The sequence below is a fragment of the Bacillus sp. AFS037270 genome (assembly GCF_002585305.1).
Window position 1 is genome coordinate 42,009 of the sequence record NZ_NUNF01000047.1, and the last position, 15,707, is coordinate 57,715.

A 15,707-nucleotide genomic window follows, 5' to 3' on the forward strand; every position below is an offset into this window, starting at 1 on the left:
AATATGTCAACAGGTAAAATACTATTTATTTAATTATCAAAATTGACATATCGAAAAAAATCGATATATAATATAAAACATGGAACCAATCGATGTATTTAAGGCGTTATCAAACGAAACTCGGCTTAACATTTTACAGTGGTTGAAGGAACCAGAGAAGCATTTCCCTAAACAAGGCGCTCACCTGCCAAAGGAGGTAAGCTACAAAGGCGGAGTATGTGTTGGGGATATTCAAGAAAAGGCCAAAGCTTCTCAATCTACGGTTTCACACTACTTAAATATGATGCAAAAAGCTGGTCTGCTCGAATCTGTTCGTTATGGTCAATGGACTTATTATAGAAGAAACGAAGAATTCATTCGTCAGTTGGCCGAATATTTTAAAACAGAAATCTGAGTTGGGTGATTTCTGTTTTTTATCAAACAATATATCGATTATTCTAGATATTTATTTATAGAGATACTTAGGAGGGTTTATCGAATGCGTTACTTCTCGTATATACTAGCGTTATTTGCAGGGGCAGCACTTAGTTTTGAAGGAGCTTTCTACGGTGAACTAGGGAAAACAATAGGACAATTGGAAACTAGTTTTTATAACTTCTTTATGGGTTCGATCATCATGGGATTATTATGGATATTCTTTGGAAAAGGTAAACTTTCCTATGCTGTTGAAGCTCCTAAATGGTCTTTACTTGGTGGTGTCTTAGGGGTTGTTTATTTAACATCTATAGTGGTTAGTGTTCCTTTTGTTGGTGTTGGGATCACCATGGTGGCAGTCATTATTGGTCAACTGGTCATGAGTATGGTTATTGAACATTATGGTTGGCTAGGTAGCAAAAAAACAAGAATCAACAGAGAGAAAATATTTGCTGTTATTTCAATGATTATCGCACTTATTTTAGTAAACTAGGAGGTCTAAAGATGGGTATATTTATGATTCTATTTATCTTATTTGGAGGTATCACACTAAGCGCACAATCGTCTATCAATGGTACATTCAGTCGAAAAGCAGGAACTATTGAAACTACACTATTAACCTTTCTAATCGGGACAATGTTTTTAACCATTTTTATTATCTTTTTTGGCCAAGGAAATTTGCTTGCCATTCTAGATGCACCTAAATGGCAATTAAGTGCCGCATTCTTAGGCACCATGTACTTACTTCTTACGGTCATGGCGGTACCAAGAATTGGTGTCATAGCAACTAATATTGCTGGTATTGCTGGTCAGCTTGTAATCGGTGTGCTAATTGATCATTTTGGGTGGTTTAATAGTTTAGTAATTGCCCTAGATATGAAACGTGCCTTCGCATTACTATTTATGATTGTTGCCCTTTATTTTATCTATAAAGGAAATAAACGCTCAAGCGGACAAACAGATGCGCAAAATTTAAATGAACCAAAAGCAGCAAACCTCTAAAATAAAGGTTGTAGCGTATATTGGTTTATGTTAAATAAAGGTTATTGTATTCACAAACTTCATACTTCCCTGCGATATAATATTTTTCCATATTTCAACTGCCTTCAGTTATTTATAAATTACCACATTTTCTTTAAATAACTTCACCCGGTAGTCGAATAAGAAAACGGCTGCATTTTAAGCAGCCTGATCTTTACGGAATGCACCACACTATTTGAAGAGAGTATAAAGAATTTAAAGTATTACACCTGAAAAATCCCCTTTTAATACTTCCTTTTCATTCTGATTTTTACATAAAAAGGATGCCATAATAGCTGTTCTATTATTTTCTTGCCTTTCATATTTTTCAATTTTAACTTCACAAATTATTGTATCTGCCGTAAACACAGGTCTTAAAAACTCAAAATTCATTGTACGAGCCAGAACGTTATAATCTCCACCTATTTTTGTTGGCAGAGTTGCCGTTAATAACCCTTGAATGACAAGTCTCCCCTGTTCATCTGGTGTTTTATGATGAATCCCTTCATCACCTGAAATCTCTGTAAATAATTCAACATCCCTTACCGTAAAAGTCCGTTCAAACGATATGATATCTCCTGCTTTTAATGGCATATAAATATCCCCTCTCAAGGTTTTATGCTTTATGGGTAATGGTAATCTGAATATTACAAAAATATTAAATAATATTCAACTTTCCTGCTTTGTAAGTAAAAAAGAGACTGATTCGTAAGTATAGTATTGTTCTGGAGTTATGTGAGAAAATCTTAAGGTATCCAATTTCTTGGTTTTATGTTCTTATTCATCCATTTCTTTTGTGGTGCTTGGTAAGGGATGGTGGCGATTAAATGATTATTGTTCCAATTTGCGGCTCCAGAACGAATCATTTCATCGAGCAAGATTTGAATAAATTCTTCTGGCTGAAGCTGGAAAAAGTAGCATACAAAATCATGGAACCAACCACACTTTAGGAGATAGTTATTGATTTCTTCTTTCGCCAATCCGTTTTTTATAATTAATGTGAATGAAAAAATCCTCTTGCAGGCATGCCATGAAACTTTTTCTGGTGCCTTGAGCCACTTTTCAAACCGTTTCCTTGCTGCATCAATGGTAGACATAGGATTCTCCATTTGAGGTCCATGTCCCGAATATGCATGTTGAAGTCTTAGCATCGATAACCGATCCAAACTTTCCATCGATCGTTGGATCGATGAAACACCCTCTCGAAAGATATTTAACCATCCGATATCATTTTTGTGAAAGAGATCCCCGCAAATTAAAGTCTCTTCTTCAGGTTCATATAAAGAAATATGCCCTAACGAATGTCCCGGTGTGTGCAAGACTCTCAAGGTTCTACTTCCTGTGGTAATGTCATCATTATCTCTGAGCTTCCTATCGACTAGATAAGGTTCTACAGGCTGATCCAACCATTCTGCACTACAGGCTTCAGGGTTACAGGAATTTATTAAGTCGGCGTCCCATTTATGAGCAGCAATCGTTACCCCATAATTATTTTGAAGATGAAAATTGCCTCCAACATGGTCACTATGATAGTGCGTGTTTACAATAAGGTGTAACTCATCTGGAGAAATGCCTGCTTCTTTAATTAAGTGCTCTGTTTCTTTTGCATCACTCCCAAAACCAGTATCAATAAGGATCGGGAGCTCATCCTTGATAAGAATCATATTTGCACTTGGAAATTTTCTTTCAAAGAAAATAATATTGGATTTTTTCATAGGCTCTCCCTCCTTATATTTCAATGACTAAACAAAAACTTCTTCTCAATTTAAATGTGACATATATTCAAATGCAGTTGTTCCATATACGCTTTTAAAGTGTTTATTTAAATGAGATAGATCAACAAAACCACATTCAGCTACTACTGAATAAATGTCTCCATTTTTTTCTATTAACTGCTTTGCACGTTCTATCTTGCAGTTAAGAAAGTATTGGTATGGTGAAATTCCAGTATGAGCCTTGAATAATCTGATAAACTTAAATTTCGATAAATCAATCTCTTTACATATCTCGTCAAGTTTAAGTACATTTTCTAAGTTGGTATGAAGCATATCCTTTGCTTTTCTAATGAGTGCGTTATCTTTCTTATTGTCTGTAGAAAGATCCGTATGAATGAGGCTATCTGTGAGGGATAAGAGTAATTCACTGCACAAAGCCTCATCTTTTTCGCTTAATATGGCATTAGAAAGACTTAATATTCTTTGTTGAAGTCTGTAATCATACACAATAGGGGTCGAAAAACGCACTATATCCTTTTTCCCCATAACCTCTAAAAGCAATTGCGGCTCAATATATAACATAATATAATCAAGTCCTGCCTTATGATCATGTGCCATTCCGTCATGTGCCTGCTCTGGATTAAACAGCATAACACCATTTTGATAGGATAATTGTGAACTGCCATCCAGGTTATATTGTTGAATACCACGCAATGTTACCCCAATTGCATACTCCTGGTGAGAATGCTTCTTATACGTAAAATCAGTAATACTTGCTGATAATGCAGTAATACCTGCTGATTTTTTATAGATAAATTTGTCCATCTCATTCACCCCTTTATCTATATCCATATCATCACTGCAGAATAGGCTAAAAGTAATGCCATCATTACATTAACAATCTTACTATGATTATGTAAAAACTGCTTGAAGATTGTACCGAAAAGAACCCATGTAATAAATGCCAAAAATCCAATAAGAGTTATTGCGAAAATACTTATAGTCACCGCAGGCATTGCGGTATAGTGCGGCATAATAAAACTAGGAATTACAGTCATAGTAAATAATACCACTTTTGGATTTAAAAACTGCATAAGGAATCCTGACCTAAAGGTACCAGCTTCGTTTACAGCTGGTTTTGACGAATTCCTTTTGCAAATTTGATAAGCGAGATAGAACATATATAAGCTTCCGATGATCTGCATAACAATTATTATTTTTGGTATTATCTCTATAAGGACAGTATTCAACATAGCAGAAATAACAAGTAATATACCAAAAGCAATCGTTGCTCCATACGTATATTCCATTGCCTTTTTTGCCCCCATATTATGGACTGTGGATAGTATGACGATATTAGTGGGTCCTGGCGTAAAAGTAACAACAAAACAGTAAATTAAAAAAGATGTAAAATTCATGAGAAAACTCCTTTCAAGGTATTCTCATGGAATTATACATCTTAAAATTTAATAGCATATAGTATATTATTGCGGAATTACTCTTTAAAGTTACCTCTACTAAAAAAGGGAAAGATGATGATAATTATTTTTTTATATAATGAAGCATAGCAAGTTGACCTAATTTTTCTACTTTCGTTAATGTGTATTCCAGAGTAATATCATCTCCGGTATAAAGGGAGATCCCTTTCCCTAGAATAATCGGTGCAATGGCTAGTTGGAATTCATCAATTAAATTTTCTTTAAAAAATTCACGAGCTAAATTTCCTCCACCAATTAACCATATATCTTTACCAGGCTTTTGTTTTATATTTTTAATGAAAGTTTTGACGTCCTCATCAATAAATGTAGCGTATTCGTCTGATCCACTAACAGATTTAGAAAATACATAATTTTTATAAGCAATATAAGGATAGTCCATATCAAATCCACGAATGACATCATAAGTTCCTTTTCCCATAACAACAGTGTCAATTCTTTCAAGGAGTGAATGATAGCCAGAATCTCCTTCTACTTCTGTTGATTCTAACCATTCTAATGTACCATCATCATTTGCAATAGAGCCATCAATTGAAGTACCAATGTATAAAATAATGTTACGCTGTTTTTCCATTTGAATCCCCCTTACCCTTGTTTCAGGCTGTTGACAAACTAAGTTTTTAATAAAGCCGATAAAACACTAATTTAAGTAGTTGTTTTTCGGCTTTTAGTATTCAATATGTTGTGCAAAATAGCAATGTTAAGGTATTTGTCAATAGACCATAGCAATCCCCATTCTTCAACAGCTATTATCCAATATTTATGTCGGCTATTGAATAGAGCGCTGCTTTTCCAGCCATCTTGACTCGTGTGTCTTCATGCATACAATAAAGCGTACCACCTCTACTAGATAACTGTCTTGCCACCATTTCACTTTTCTGTAGTCTCTCCGACCAAAATGGGACTAAGCCACAGTGTGCAGATCCACATACAGGGTCCTCATTAACTTTTAACTTTGGAAAAAACGCTCTTGAAACAAAATCATATTTATTTCCTTTGGCAGTCACAATAACACCAAGACCCTCTGGTAACTGTTCAAGTTTTGAAAAGTCAGGACTTAGATTGTTGACTGTTTCTTCTGACTCTAATACTACTAACAAATCTCTATTCAAATAAACTTCTATCGGTGTGGTTCCTAGAGCATCCACCATCTCTTTAGTAACAGGCAATTCTTCTGAAACAACTACAGGGAAATCCATTTCATACAGTTCATTTATTTTGTTTACGGTAAGCATTCCACTCATAGTATGGAATTGGACGGTATCCAATTGAGTTTCAACATAATTCATAATGACATAAGCAGTAGCTAAGGTTGCATGACCACAAAGATTGATCTCTCCTCCTGGTGTAAACCATCTCAACCGATAGCCGTCTTCTTCTTTTACAGCAAATGCTGTTTCGGAAAGGTTATTTTCAATTGCTATTTTTTGCATAGTGTCTTCTGGAAGCCATTCCTCCATGATACAAACTCCAGCAGGATTTCCCTCAAACACCTTGTCAGCAAATGCATCTACAACATAATATCTCATTATGGTGACCTCCTCATTTTTTTACAATTTTAATAGTTTAATTCATTAATGCTTTAATTTCATCAATTTGAAAGTGTTATAATATAATCTACTTATTTATGGGTATTCTATATTAAATTATATATAACACTCAACACCGATATATAACACTAAGGGGATACTAATTATGCAATTCGAAATTCAACGAAATGCTGGAATTTCACTTTCCAAGCAAATATATCAATCAATTGTGGATCGGATTCGGTCAGGACTGTTGGTAGAAGGATTTCAGTTACCTTCTGTAAGAGAACTATCGAATGAACTTGGGGTAAGTTTGGTTACAGTAGTGAAGGCGTACCGACAATTGGATCAAGAAGGCTTCATTACCTCTGTCCAAGGGAAAGGTACGTTTGTAAAAGAGAAGGGGAAAGAGAAAGTAGATGATACAGTAGATACTTGTTCATATGATTGGCAGTTATCTGTTCAAGATTATTTACCCAGATCTCAGTTTGGCCAGTATCATCATGTCCCAGAGAAAATTCACCTTTCATCGTCTATGATTGATCCAGCACTCCTGCCTAATCGATATTTAGAGCGAGAAATTCGTCAAATGCTTTCTGAAAACCCAAGAATTTTATCTCAATATGGAGAAATTCAAGGTGATGCGCAACTTAGAAAAGAAATTCATGAGTATTTGAAGAGACATGAAATGACTTCTCCACCTGAGAACATTTTAATCACGAGTGGTTCACAACAAGGAATGGATCTTGTTGCACGTACTTTTGTTGGACAAGGTGATGTGGTTGTGATGGAAGCCCCTACCTACCCAGGAGCGATTGATGTTTTTCGTGGAAGAGGAGCTACCATACTCACCGTTCCTGTTGATAGGGATGGAATGCGAGTAGATCTACTCCAAAATTTATGTGACAAATATAAACCAAAAATTATATATACGATACCTACTTTTCATAATCCAACAGGAACCGTTATGTCTTTAAAACGCCGTAGACAAATTCTTGAAATAGCTCAAAGTAGCCAAATTATAGTTGTTGAGGACGATCCTTGTAGTGAAATCTACTTTGATCAAAAGCCACCAGTTTCGATTAAAAGTATGGATCTGTGCGGACACGTTATTTACCTAAAAGGTTTAAGCAAGACATTAGCACCAAGCTGTAGAATTGGAATATTAACTGCATCCGGCTCTATATTTAATCGTTTATTAGCAGCCAAGGCAAATACTGACTTAGGAAGTCCTTTACTCACACAAAAAGCAATATTACCTTTTATCAATTCACAAAGAATGATTGATCATATCAAAAAGTTAAGAACTGCTTTGAAAATAAGACGAAATTTGGTTGTTGAGTTACTTTCACAACACGCCTTAGACGAGGTGTCATGGGTAATTCCAAAAGGAGGATTGAACTTGTGGTTAACTCTTCCTTCTTGGTTCAATACCAATCACCTATTAGTAGAAGCGAAAAAACATGGACTTACTTTCTTACCAGGTTCAGCTTGTTACCCTGTTGAGCAAGGAAATCAACATTTACGATTATGTTACTCTTATATGAATGAGGAACATTTACAACAGGGAATTTCAATATTATGTAAAATTTTCCATACGGAAATTTCATCTAGAAAAGTGAATGATGGCTCACCATATTTTTAATATAGAATTGCAAATATTAAGCAAAAAAAACCGATTTCTCCTTTAACCTAAAGAAGAATATCGGTTTTTAATTTCGTAACACTTCCACCTTTATTTAATTTTGGTCAAATGTAGAACCACGCAAATAGCCAAACTTCAAAATAATCCTACAATCTACCCAATATTATACCAAAATGATTCATCCATAGGCCTCCGCATGACATTTGGGTAAAAGTATGCACAAGTTCCTTCTTTAACTAATGCCTCCGTTAGTTCAACAAGCACCTTATCTTCTAGTGGGATTATGTTCGTTTTGTCCAATAACTCATTTTCATTTCACTCGACAAAGTTCACAAATTCTTTCCTTCGGTTCTCGAAGAATGGAAAAGGAAGGTTTTTCAATTAAAAACGTATTTTTTTGAAAGAAGTTAGTCATTATTTTTAAAGGAATTTCATGCCAATCTTCTTCTAAATATTTATACAATAATCCAATATTACTACTTTAGATATAAAAGCTAAAGGTAAATAGAAGGATTTACTTTCCTATTTTGTCTCTTAAAATACATAGTAGGAGGTAGAGTAGCTGTTTTTTTTCAATATTGAATGCGTTTGACGTATAGTAGAATTCAAAAAATGCTATCTTTCGAAAAAAGGAAAATGTAGAAGTATAATGGAAACATGTAGTTTAAATTAGGAAGGTTGATAGAGTTGGGGGAATTTCTAGATTTTTCATATGAGAATTTTAGGTACAAACTTTATGTTCCGAGCGAATATCAAGAAGAAAAAGATACTCCGTTGTTGGTAATGCTTCATGGATGTGAACAAGATCCGGATGATTTTGCTGCTGGAACAAATATGAATGAGCTTGCTGAAAAAGAAAACTTTCTCGTACTCTATCCTGACATGAATCACCTGTTTAATCCTATGGATCCGGCTGGTTATAACCCATTTGGATGCTGGAACTGGTTTTTAGATAAAAATCAGCACCGTGGAGAGGGACATCCCAGGTTAATTAATGCAATCATTAATCAGGTTAAAAGTAGATACCGCATCGATTCAGGTAAGGTGTACGCAGCGGGATTATCTGCAGGTGCGGCACTCGCTTGCATTCTTGGAGTTACCTATCCAGATGTATTTAGCGGTATCGGAGTCTGTTCGGGACTTCCCTATGATGCTGCGAATGTATTTTTTCTAACCGATCCAATGGCTAAGGCAGCTACAGAAAGCATGCAAAAAGGCGCTTCGGACCCCTATGCATGCGGAAACGGCGCTTTTCAGGAAATGGGAAAGTTCAAGAAGAAAATGCCTGTCATTGTTTTCCATGGCATCTGCGATACGGTTGTACATCCCATTAATGGACAGCAGGTTATCATACAGTGGGCACAAACTAATTTTCTTGTAGAAGGTGGTACAGGAAGAGCTGATATAACACCTCACCATGTCAAATCAGACCTTATCAATGGAAAAAGTTGTACTAAACATGTATACGGTGATGGGGGCGGTGAACTTTTAATGGAACTATGGATGATTGATCAAATGGGGCACGCATGGTCTGGCGGGAGCTCAAATGGTTCATATACCGACCCATTAGGACCAAATGCAACAGAAATCATTTGGAATTTTTTCACCAAACAACATCAGCACACTGTTGAAAATCTGGTCGAAACACCTAAAAAGAACTTTTTTCGTGACCTTTTTACAAAGCTTTTTAAGAAAAGAGGATAAAACTATTCATCTTATTCTCTTAGGTCCACCTACTCCAACCACAACCTCGAATGACACCCGCTTAAACTCGCAAGGCTTTACTGCTTTACGAAGTTGATGAGTAATTGAATCAACGTAATGTATTAGACAAGTTACTTCCTTGGTAAATCCGTCATCCCATATTGTCAGCTTTATCGATAAGTTTTCCGCCTTTGCGTAGTCATCTTCTGGTCGAACTCCTCCATTTCATGTTCGACTATCAATGGCTTAAGCTGGCGTTCTTGATCCTTAAACATCAAACGTTGCATATCGAATGCTAAGGTAAAAAAGACGCAGGTTGCCAATTAATTTTACTGAGGTCCCGTATGGACATTTCATTCACCTCTTCGATTTTCATTATATACGAACTAACGTTCCGTTAATAAAAAGGACACGTTTAGGTCCAATTAATGGCTTTCTTCAACTATAGCACCCGTTCGTAATATAAGGTTAGCCAGATTTTTCTGGTTGACCTTTTTGTTTATGGTCTTATTATTACGGTAGTCGGGGTAGAACGTCGCACCCGTGGGACTAGATTCCGTTAGCTAAACTGTTCACCCCCTACTTGTATAAACATGTTTCAGGCTGGTTGGGACAAAGATCCCGTTTAACAAGCGAACCTATGACATTACAAGAAGCCTAAGGGGATACCGACTAATTTGTATTTTTAGGAGGAGATAAAGTATGAATCCAGTCATCGGTCTGGATGTATCAAAAGGAGAAAGTCAGGTACAGGCATTTTTAGATAAGGGTAAACCATATCGTAAGAGTTTTAGTATTAAACACGATCTTAGAGGTTTAGGTAGTTTATTAGAGTTTCTTCAAGATGTAGAAAAAGCAGCTGGTGGGCATCAACCTTCGGTTGTTTTAGAATCAACAGGACACTATCATACTCCCGTTATTCAGTTTCTTGAAGAACAAAAATATGTTTATATTATCGTCAATCCGCTTATCTCACATAGAGCTAAAAGCTCTAGCCTTCGAAAGGTAAAAACAGATGCAATCGATGCTTATCACCTTTGTGAATTATTTTATAAAGAGGAGCTGGAGCCTTATAAGAAACGTGGTGTTCAACTTTTAAACCTTCGTAATCTTACAAGACAACAAGAAAGTATTGCGGAAATATCAGCGAAAACAAAGTTACAGCTACATTCTCTAATTGATCAGGTTTTTCCTGAGTATCGAGGTGTATTTGGGAGCCTCTATTCGAAAGTATCTTTGCTTACTTTAATAGAATTCCCTACTTCTAAGGCTGTATTAAGAGTGAGTGAAAAAGAGTTAACGGATACAATAGCTTCATTATGTACAAGTCGTTCAGAGTCTTGGGCAAAGGAAAAGGCAAACAAGTTAAGAGAAGCTGCCCTTCGTAATCCTTTTCAGGACAATCTCTACGATAGTCATATTTTTAATCTAGAAATCTTGGTTAAGATTGTTCTTCAATACCAAGAGCATCTATCCAATATTGCGGATGAAATAGATGCCCTCGCTAGTGAAATTGAAGAATATGAAATCCTTCAATCTATCCCTGGAGTCGGAGAAAAAATCGCTGCAACGATTATTTCTGAAATCGGTGAGATAGATCGGTTTAATGATGCCAAGAAGTTAGTTGCATTCGCTGGAATAGATCCTAGTGTGTACTCTTCTGGAAAGTTTACTGCATCGGTAAACCGAATAACCAAACGTGGCTCGTGTAGACTTCGCCATGCCTTGTATATGGCTGTTCAAAGTGGTATTCGGGATTCCCGTAAAAAGAAAACGACTGATGAGATTATTCCACGCAATAGAAGACTACGTGAGTTTTACGATAAGAAACGCGAAGAAGGAAAACCCTTTAGAGTAGCGATTATTGCATGTGTAAACAAACTCTTACATTGGATTTATGCCTTACTAAAAAGCAGAACAGCTTTCCAAGATATAGCATAGAAACTATATTTAACTAAATACAACAAAACCTTCCAATAAGTGTACAACGGAAGGTTATTTGGCATGAACATTTTTAGTATATCATGATGTTATTAAACTTTTTATTGAAAAATGTTGACAAACTATTAGCTGGTTTAGTGAAGAAGCGACAATTACTATCGAGTATTTCCTAATGAAATTTATTGCATTTTATCTTTGGAATATGAAATATTATTAATTCCCATTCAAATGATAGATTAGTTGCACAACGCCAGAGGAGAACGTTATTGTATTAACCATTTTTAAATTCAACCTTTGTTTTATATCAATAAACAACGGTTTTCCTTCTCCAAGAATAACAGGGTGAACAGATAATCTAAATTCATCAACAAGCCCTAAATTGATAAAAGATGTAATAAGACTTGCCCCGCCATATAGCCAGATGTCTTTACCAGGCTTTTTCTTTAAGTTATTTACTTCTTCAAGAATATTATCATTTATAAATATTGCTTTATTTTCAGTCCCTTTTTGCGTTCTGGAAAACACATATTTTTCTTTACTATGAACTAATTCCCAAATTTCTTTTTCAATATCAATATCTTCATTTTCAGGAGTAAATTGTCCCCATAAATCGTAACTTTTTCTTCCATATAAAATTGTATCAATTTGATTTAAGAAATTAATAAACCCCATCTCAGAGTCTATAATGCACCAATCAACTTCCCCATTTGTCCCTTCAATAAAACCATCTAAAGTAACTGCTAAATCTAAAATTATTTTTCTTGATCTTACGTTATTGGACATAATTCTTCCTCCCTTTAATCATTTAGATATTGTTTCTACCGCCAACGTTATTTATATTTTCATTATTGATAGCATTTATGTCTGAATAAATTTACTTATGTTATTAAACTGATCCGTTACTTGAATAAGAAAAATGCATTACCTCATTGTTAAAGTAATGCACCCGTTATTTTAAGTGAAAATACTCACAATCTTTTTTTACCTTTACAAAATCTAATCCCTTAATGTGTAGAAGCATATCAAAAAGATGCATACTTACTAAAGAAAAGCGCCCGATTGCTGAATATCAATTAAATTTAGCTTCTATTTAGAAAACAAGAATCTCTTTTATTTCCACTTGGTTTTCATAATAATAGCTACTTTCGTATGTAGCTCTATACTTGGTTAATGGTTTTGGTGGTGCATTACCATTATCACAAGTGTCACCTACGTAAAGCGAACAGGAGCTTTTTCGTTAGCCTTTAAGCTGATCTTAAAGGTCGTGGGCAAGATACCATCAGTAATTATTGGTGGCTCCATAACAATTTTTAAGTGTGCAATCTGACTTTTATCCGGTTGTCTCCAGCATTCGTTTGATTAGGGTTTCAGCTCTGTGTTGATCATTAGAAACAGAAAAATCAGTAATTGAATCACCGTCCTCTTCATAAAATAGACATGATGAAAACGAAAACTTACATCTACACCACAAGCATTTGTAACATACCTTTCACCTCCAAAGGTATAGTAATACACATAAATCTATTAATCATAAATATAGATCTTTACCTCGGCTTTCCCATCAAGTGAGTGAAACAAGGGTAAAAAAAATATTTATAGATAGGCAAGCCGAAAGACTGGCCTTGAAACCTATAGAAATCTAGAGTGAATTTTAGAGGATCCGGATCAACATCAACTGGAAATTCTTCTAGAAAGAGCTCTTACTACTAAGATACGAGGAGGAATTAAGGTGAATGAATCAGAATTACTGCTGCCTTTTACTTTTTATTTGCCCAACTCAATACAATCTCATCCATTTTATGGGATGCACTATAATCCGTATCACCAACCGCCCCTACACGAATCAGAACCAGCATTTTTAACACCAGGAATACCCTTAGCACCATTTTACTCAACACGAACTGTTTCTGGTAATCTAACAGGTAATATGGGTGTTAGCGCTAATTCGGTTGACATCCTGGTTTTCGCTCCACATCCCGATGATGAGACTCTTGGCTGTGGGGGTGTAATAATGCATGCATTGGCGGCAGGAAAGCGAGTTCATGTAGTCTTCTTTACGAATGGGGATGGATACACAAAAGCTGCTTCAATGCTTGTGAACAAAAACATTGATAATCTCAGTTCTTGGGATTACCTTGAATTGTCACGGGTACGCCAGTTAGAAGTGTTTGCTGCTACTAAGATGCTGGGACTAAACCCTTCAAATATCACTTTTCTAGGGTACCCTGATGGTGCAGTAAACAAGGTGTACCAGAGTAAAGACTCTAATTATTTCCAGTCGCCAACTACACTAAAAAAAGAAACCTATGGACTTGTACAAATTGACTATCACAAGCTCGCATATGGCAAACCTGCACCCTATCTAAAGAAATTCGCACTCTCTGATACGATGGATCTCATTCAGATCTTTCAGCCGAAAGACATCTATGTCCCTGAAGCAGCCGATCAGCACCTTGACCACATGGCAGTCAACTGGTTTGTTCGAGACGCAATTAAAGTGTTAGGGTATCAAGGTCGTGTTCATACCTATTTAATTCACAGTGGACCTGATTCCGAATGGCCATGGCCCCAAGGGATTACTCCACGAGATCCTTTTGCTTTTCATGAAGCACTTGATTTTAAAGGAGTTCCTATTCCTCGCTTTGTTCCATGGCCTCCGCCAGAAAGAGTGCCTCTGAATGAAGCTGTTGCACTTCAAAAGCTGAAGGCTATTCGTGCTTACCGTTCACAACTTGTAGATAGAGAATATCTTCAATCTTTTACAAAGAGCGAAGAAATTTTCTGGGGCATGGAACCTCGTTAATTTGAGATCAATAAAACTGTTTGACCCGTTTTTGTCCCTCCTTCATAGTAAAAGGTTACATCTATAGTTTAAGTACTTTCCTTCACAATCTCCAACTATTTTAACATAAATCTCCAGTTATCTTTAGAAAAGATCCTCCATAATCTGTCCCGATTGTTGAAAAAAAGCTAATGACGATTGTTCAAATAACCCCCCGTTACTTGAATAAGAAAAGCGGTCCTTCGTTATTGAAGAATCGCACCCGTTACTTTAAGTACAATATTTCACAATCTTTCTTGGAACATTAGAACTTTATATACTTTTCAGTATCTTCGCTGGATTTCCCGCCACTATTGAATTAGTAGGTACATCTTTCGTAACAACAGAACCAGCAGCAATAATTGAATTATTACCAATAGTGATTCCAGGTAAGATAACACAACTGCCACCAATCCACACATCATTTCCTATTGTTATTGGAATCGCATAACCACTCTTGTTTCTATCTTTTGGTTCAATTGAATGACCCGCCGTGTACAGTCCAACATTAGGACCAATCATACAGTTGTCACCAATCCTTACTTCTGCCATATCTAATATAGTACAGTTATATCCAGCATAGAAGTTGTCTCCAATTTGGATGTTGTATCCTAAGTCACAGTGGAAATTATGCTCAATACTCGGATTTACTCCGACACTTCCGAATAATTCCCTTATAATTTCATCTTTTCTTTCTGAATCTTCGATTGGACAATTGTTAAACTCTTGAACAAGTTTATGGGCAATAATATTTTTCAACCTTAGTTCATCCGTACCTCGTTCGTAGTAGATTTTCTCTTTATCCTCCATATCAAGTCTCCTTTCTTCAGTTATTTATAAAATACCACATTTTCTTCAAGTAACCTGCCACGTTTTCGGAACAAGAAAAGAGACTGCTCTAATTGAACAGTCGCACCCTTTACTTGAATATGGTACTTGCCTCATTCTTTTATTCTAAGTTGTCTTATAAGTTCTTTAAATGGAGTAGCATAAGAATCCTCATATTTCTTAATATGTTGTGTTAACTTAGACCAATTACTTTCGAGGAGTGGATGTATCTGGGTGGTATCAGCAAGACTATAAAGTTCAATTAAGAAGTAAAGGGTTTCCCATACTAAAAAGTCATCGTCTAAACTTAATAAAACCTCAATGACATTTGGAATATAGTTAAATGCTTCTTCGGGAGACATTACCTTAGTAATTGATTCGAATGAATTACTAAAATACCACTCATCTTTATCTAATTTATCTTCCCATTCCACATATATTTCTAATAGCCTCTTATCCATTGTAATCACGTCCAAAATTGCAATTTTATATACATATTTTATCATTTTTCTTCCACTAACCTGCCCCGTTAGCCATCCATGAAGCGAAAAAATCGGCGCTTCACCACAAAGATTGAAAATGTACTGAATCCGT

17 protein-coding genes are annotated in these 15,707 nt (G+C 35.8%); 7 read left to right on the top strand and 10 right to left on the bottom strand.

The annotated features are described in order from the left end of the window. Nucleotides 1-79 precede the first annotated feature (79 nt). The 3 genes from COD92_RS22435 (at nucleotide 80) to COD92_RS22445 (ending at nucleotide 1,416) form a co-directional block, all read left to right on the top strand. The gene (locus COD92_RS22435; protein WP_098531069.1) at nucleotides 80-394 is read left to right on the top strand and encodes an ArsR/SmtB family transcription factor; all 315 of its coding nucleotides are present in this window, start codon (nucleotides 80-82) and stop codon (nucleotides 392-394) included. A gap of 84 nt (nucleotides 395-478) precedes the next feature. Then, nucleotides 479-907: a DMT family transporter gene (locus COD92_RS22440; protein ID WP_098531068.1), complete on the top strand. Its 429-nt coding sequence runs from the start codon at nucleotides 479-481 to the stop codon at nucleotides 905-907. A gap of 11 nt (nucleotides 908-918) precedes the next feature. Further along, entirely contained in the window at nucleotides 919-1,416 is a 498-nt protein-coding gene (locus tag COD92_RS22445; RefSeq protein WP_098531067.1) for a DMT family transporter, read from the top strand. 234 nt (nucleotides 1,417-1,650) lie between these two features. Here COD92_RS22445 and COD92_RS22450 read toward each other — a convergent pair whose 3' ends face one another. The 6 genes from COD92_RS22450 to COD92_RS22475 all read right to left on the bottom strand — a co-directional run bounded on the left by COD92_RS22450 (nucleotide 1,651) and on the right by COD92_RS22475 (nucleotide 6,174). After that, nucleotides 1,651-2,028 carry a hotdog family protein gene (locus COD92_RS22450; protein WP_098531066.1) on the bottom strand — a complete coding sequence of 126 codons (378 nt, stop codon included), beginning with the start codon at nucleotides 2,026-2,028 and terminating at the stop codon, nucleotides 1,651-1,653. 152 nt (nucleotides 2,029-2,180) lie between these two features. After that, nucleotides 2,181-3,149: an MBL fold metallo-hydrolase gene (locus tag COD92_RS22455; protein WP_098531065.1), complete on the bottom strand. Its 969-nt coding sequence runs from the start codon at nucleotides 3,147-3,149 to the stop codon at nucleotides 2,181-2,183. Between the two features lie 45 nt (nucleotides 3,150-3,194). Further along, the gene (locus COD92_RS22460; RefSeq protein ID WP_098531064.1) at nucleotides 3,195-3,974 is read right to left on the bottom strand and encodes an AraC family transcriptional regulator; all 780 of its coding nucleotides are present in this window, start codon (nucleotides 3,972-3,974) and stop codon (nucleotides 3,195-3,197) included. 17 nt (nucleotides 3,975-3,991) lie between these two features. After that, nucleotides 3,992-4,567 (bottom strand): LysE family translocator, encoded by a 576-nt coding sequence (locus COD92_RS22465; RefSeq protein ID WP_098531063.1) that lies wholly within the window; start codon nucleotides 4,565-4,567, stop codon nucleotides 3,992-3,994. A gap of 124 nt (nucleotides 4,568-4,691) precedes the next feature. Next, nucleotides 4,692-5,219, bottom strand: a complete 528-nt coding sequence (locus COD92_RS22470; protein ID WP_098531062.1) for a dihydrofolate reductase family protein — start codon at nucleotides 5,217-5,219, stop codon at nucleotides 4,692-4,694. 175 nt (nucleotides 5,220-5,394) lie between these two features. Then, on the bottom strand, nucleotides 5,395-6,174 hold the full coding sequence (locus COD92_RS22475; RefSeq protein WP_098531061.1) for a PhzF family phenazine biosynthesis protein: 780 nt from the start codon (nucleotides 6,172-6,174) through the stop codon (nucleotides 5,395-5,397). Between the two features lie 166 nt (nucleotides 6,175-6,340). On the opposite strand from COD92_RS22475, the gene pdxR reads away from it, so the two are divergent. Beyond that, nucleotides 6,341-7,819 carry a MocR-like pyridoxine biosynthesis transcription factor PdxR gene (gene pdxR, locus COD92_RS22480; protein ID WP_098531060.1) on the top strand — a complete coding sequence of 493 codons (1,479 nt, stop codon included), beginning with the start codon at nucleotides 6,341-6,343 and terminating at the stop codon, nucleotides 7,817-7,819. 687 nt (nucleotides 7,820-8,506) lie between these two features. Further along, nucleotides 8,507-9,523, top strand: coding sequence for an extracellular catalytic domain type 1 short-chain-length polyhydroxyalkanoate depolymerase (locus COD92_RS22485; protein WP_176550467.1), 1,017 nt, complete (start codon nucleotides 8,507-8,509; stop codon nucleotides 9,521-9,523). 6 nt (nucleotides 9,524-9,529) lie between these two features. Here COD92_RS22485 and COD92_RS33450 read toward each other — a convergent pair whose 3' ends face one another. Then, on the bottom strand, nucleotides 9,530-9,697 hold the full coding sequence (locus COD92_RS33450; protein ID WP_098531075.1) for a YolD-like family protein: 168 nt from the start codon (nucleotides 9,695-9,697) through the stop codon (nucleotides 9,530-9,532). 528 nt (nucleotides 9,698-10,225) lie between these two features. Between COD92_RS33450 and COD92_RS22495 the strand changes: the two genes are divergently transcribed. Continuing rightward, nucleotides 10,226-11,464, top strand: coding sequence for an IS110 family RNA-guided transposase (locus COD92_RS22495; protein WP_098531057.1), 1,239 nt, complete (start codon nucleotides 10,226-10,228; stop codon nucleotides 11,462-11,464). A 213-nt stretch (nucleotides 11,465-11,677) separates the two neighbouring features. Here the strand turns inward: COD92_RS22495 and COD92_RS22500 are convergent, their stop codons facing one another. After that, a complete protein-coding gene (locus COD92_RS22500; protein WP_098531056.1) occupies nucleotides 11,678-12,247 on the bottom strand; it encodes a dihydrofolate reductase family protein in 570 nt (189 codons plus the stop codon). A gap of 1,144 nt (nucleotides 12,248-13,391) precedes the next feature. Between COD92_RS22500 and COD92_RS22505 the strand changes: the two genes are divergently transcribed. Beyond that, nucleotides 13,392-14,267, top strand: a complete 876-nt coding sequence (locus tag COD92_RS22505) for a PIG-L deacetylase family protein (RefSeq protein ID WP_255286680.1) — start codon at nucleotides 13,392-13,394, stop codon at nucleotides 14,265-14,267. A 291-nt stretch (nucleotides 14,268-14,558) separates the two neighbouring features. Here COD92_RS22505 and COD92_RS22510 read toward each other — a convergent pair whose 3' ends face one another. Together COD92_RS22510 and COD92_RS22515 are read right to left on the bottom strand one after the other, a co-directional pair. Continuing rightward, complete coding sequence (locus COD92_RS22510; protein WP_098531054.1) at nucleotides 14,559-15,095, bottom strand: sugar O-acetyltransferase; 537 nt, start codon at nucleotides 15,093-15,095, stop codon at nucleotides 14,559-14,561. A 131-nt stretch (nucleotides 15,096-15,226) separates the two neighbouring features. Further along, nucleotides 15,227-15,707, bottom strand: a 481-nt coding sequence (locus COD92_RS22515) for a hypothetical protein (RefSeq protein ID WP_255286679.1), incomplete at its 5' end; no start/stop codon positions are given.

Coding starts and splice junctions, on each gene's coding strand:
- COD92_RS22465 (WP_098531063.1), bottom strand. CDS start 4,567: ATGAATTTTACATCTTTTTTAATTTACTGTTTTGTTGTTACTTTTACG.
- COD92_RS22450 (WP_098531066.1), bottom strand. CDS start 2,028: ATGCCATTAAAAGCAGGAGATATCATATCGTTTGAACGGACTTTTACG.
- COD92_RS22460 (WP_098531064.1), bottom strand. CDS start 3,974: ATGGACAAATTTATCTATAAAAAATCAGCAGGTATTACTGCATTATCA.
- COD92_RS22435 (WP_098531069.1), top strand. CDS start 80: ATGGAACCAATCGATGTATTTAAGGCGTTATCAAACGAAACTCGGCTT.
- COD92_RS22500 (WP_098531056.1), bottom strand. CDS start 12,247: ATGTCCAATAACGTAAGATCAAGAAAAATAATTTTAGATTTAGCAGTT.
- pdxR (WP_098531060.1), top strand. CDS start 6,341: ATGCAATTCGAAATTCAACGAAATGCTGGAATTTCACTTTCCAAGCAA.
- COD92_RS22505 (WP_255286680.1), top strand. CDS start 13,392: ATGGGTGTTAGCGCTAATTCGGTTGACATCCTGGTTTTCGCTCCACAT.
- COD92_RS22470 (WP_098531062.1), bottom strand. CDS start 5,219: ATGGAAAAACAGCGTAACATTATTTTATACATTGGTACTTCAATTGAT.
- COD92_RS22510 (WP_098531054.1), bottom strand. CDS start 15,095: ATGGAGGATAAAGAGAAAATCTACTACGAACGAGGTACGGATGAACTA.
- COD92_RS22440 (WP_098531068.1), top strand. CDS start 479: ATGCGTTACTTCTCGTATATACTAGCGTTATTTGCAGGGGCAGCACTT.
- COD92_RS22455 (WP_098531065.1), bottom strand. CDS start 3,149: ATGAAAAAATCCAATATTATTTTCTTTGAAAGAAAATTTCCAAGTGCA.
- COD92_RS22475 (WP_098531061.1), bottom strand. CDS start 6,174: ATGAGATATTATGTTGTAGATGCATTTGCTGACAAGGTGTTTGAGGGA.
- COD92_RS22495 (WP_098531057.1), top strand. CDS start 10,226: ATGAATCCAGTCATCGGTCTGGATGTATCAAAAGGAGAAAGTCAGGTA.
- COD92_RS22445 (WP_098531067.1), top strand. CDS start 919: ATGGGTATATTTATGATTCTATTTATCTTATTTGGAGGTATCACACTA.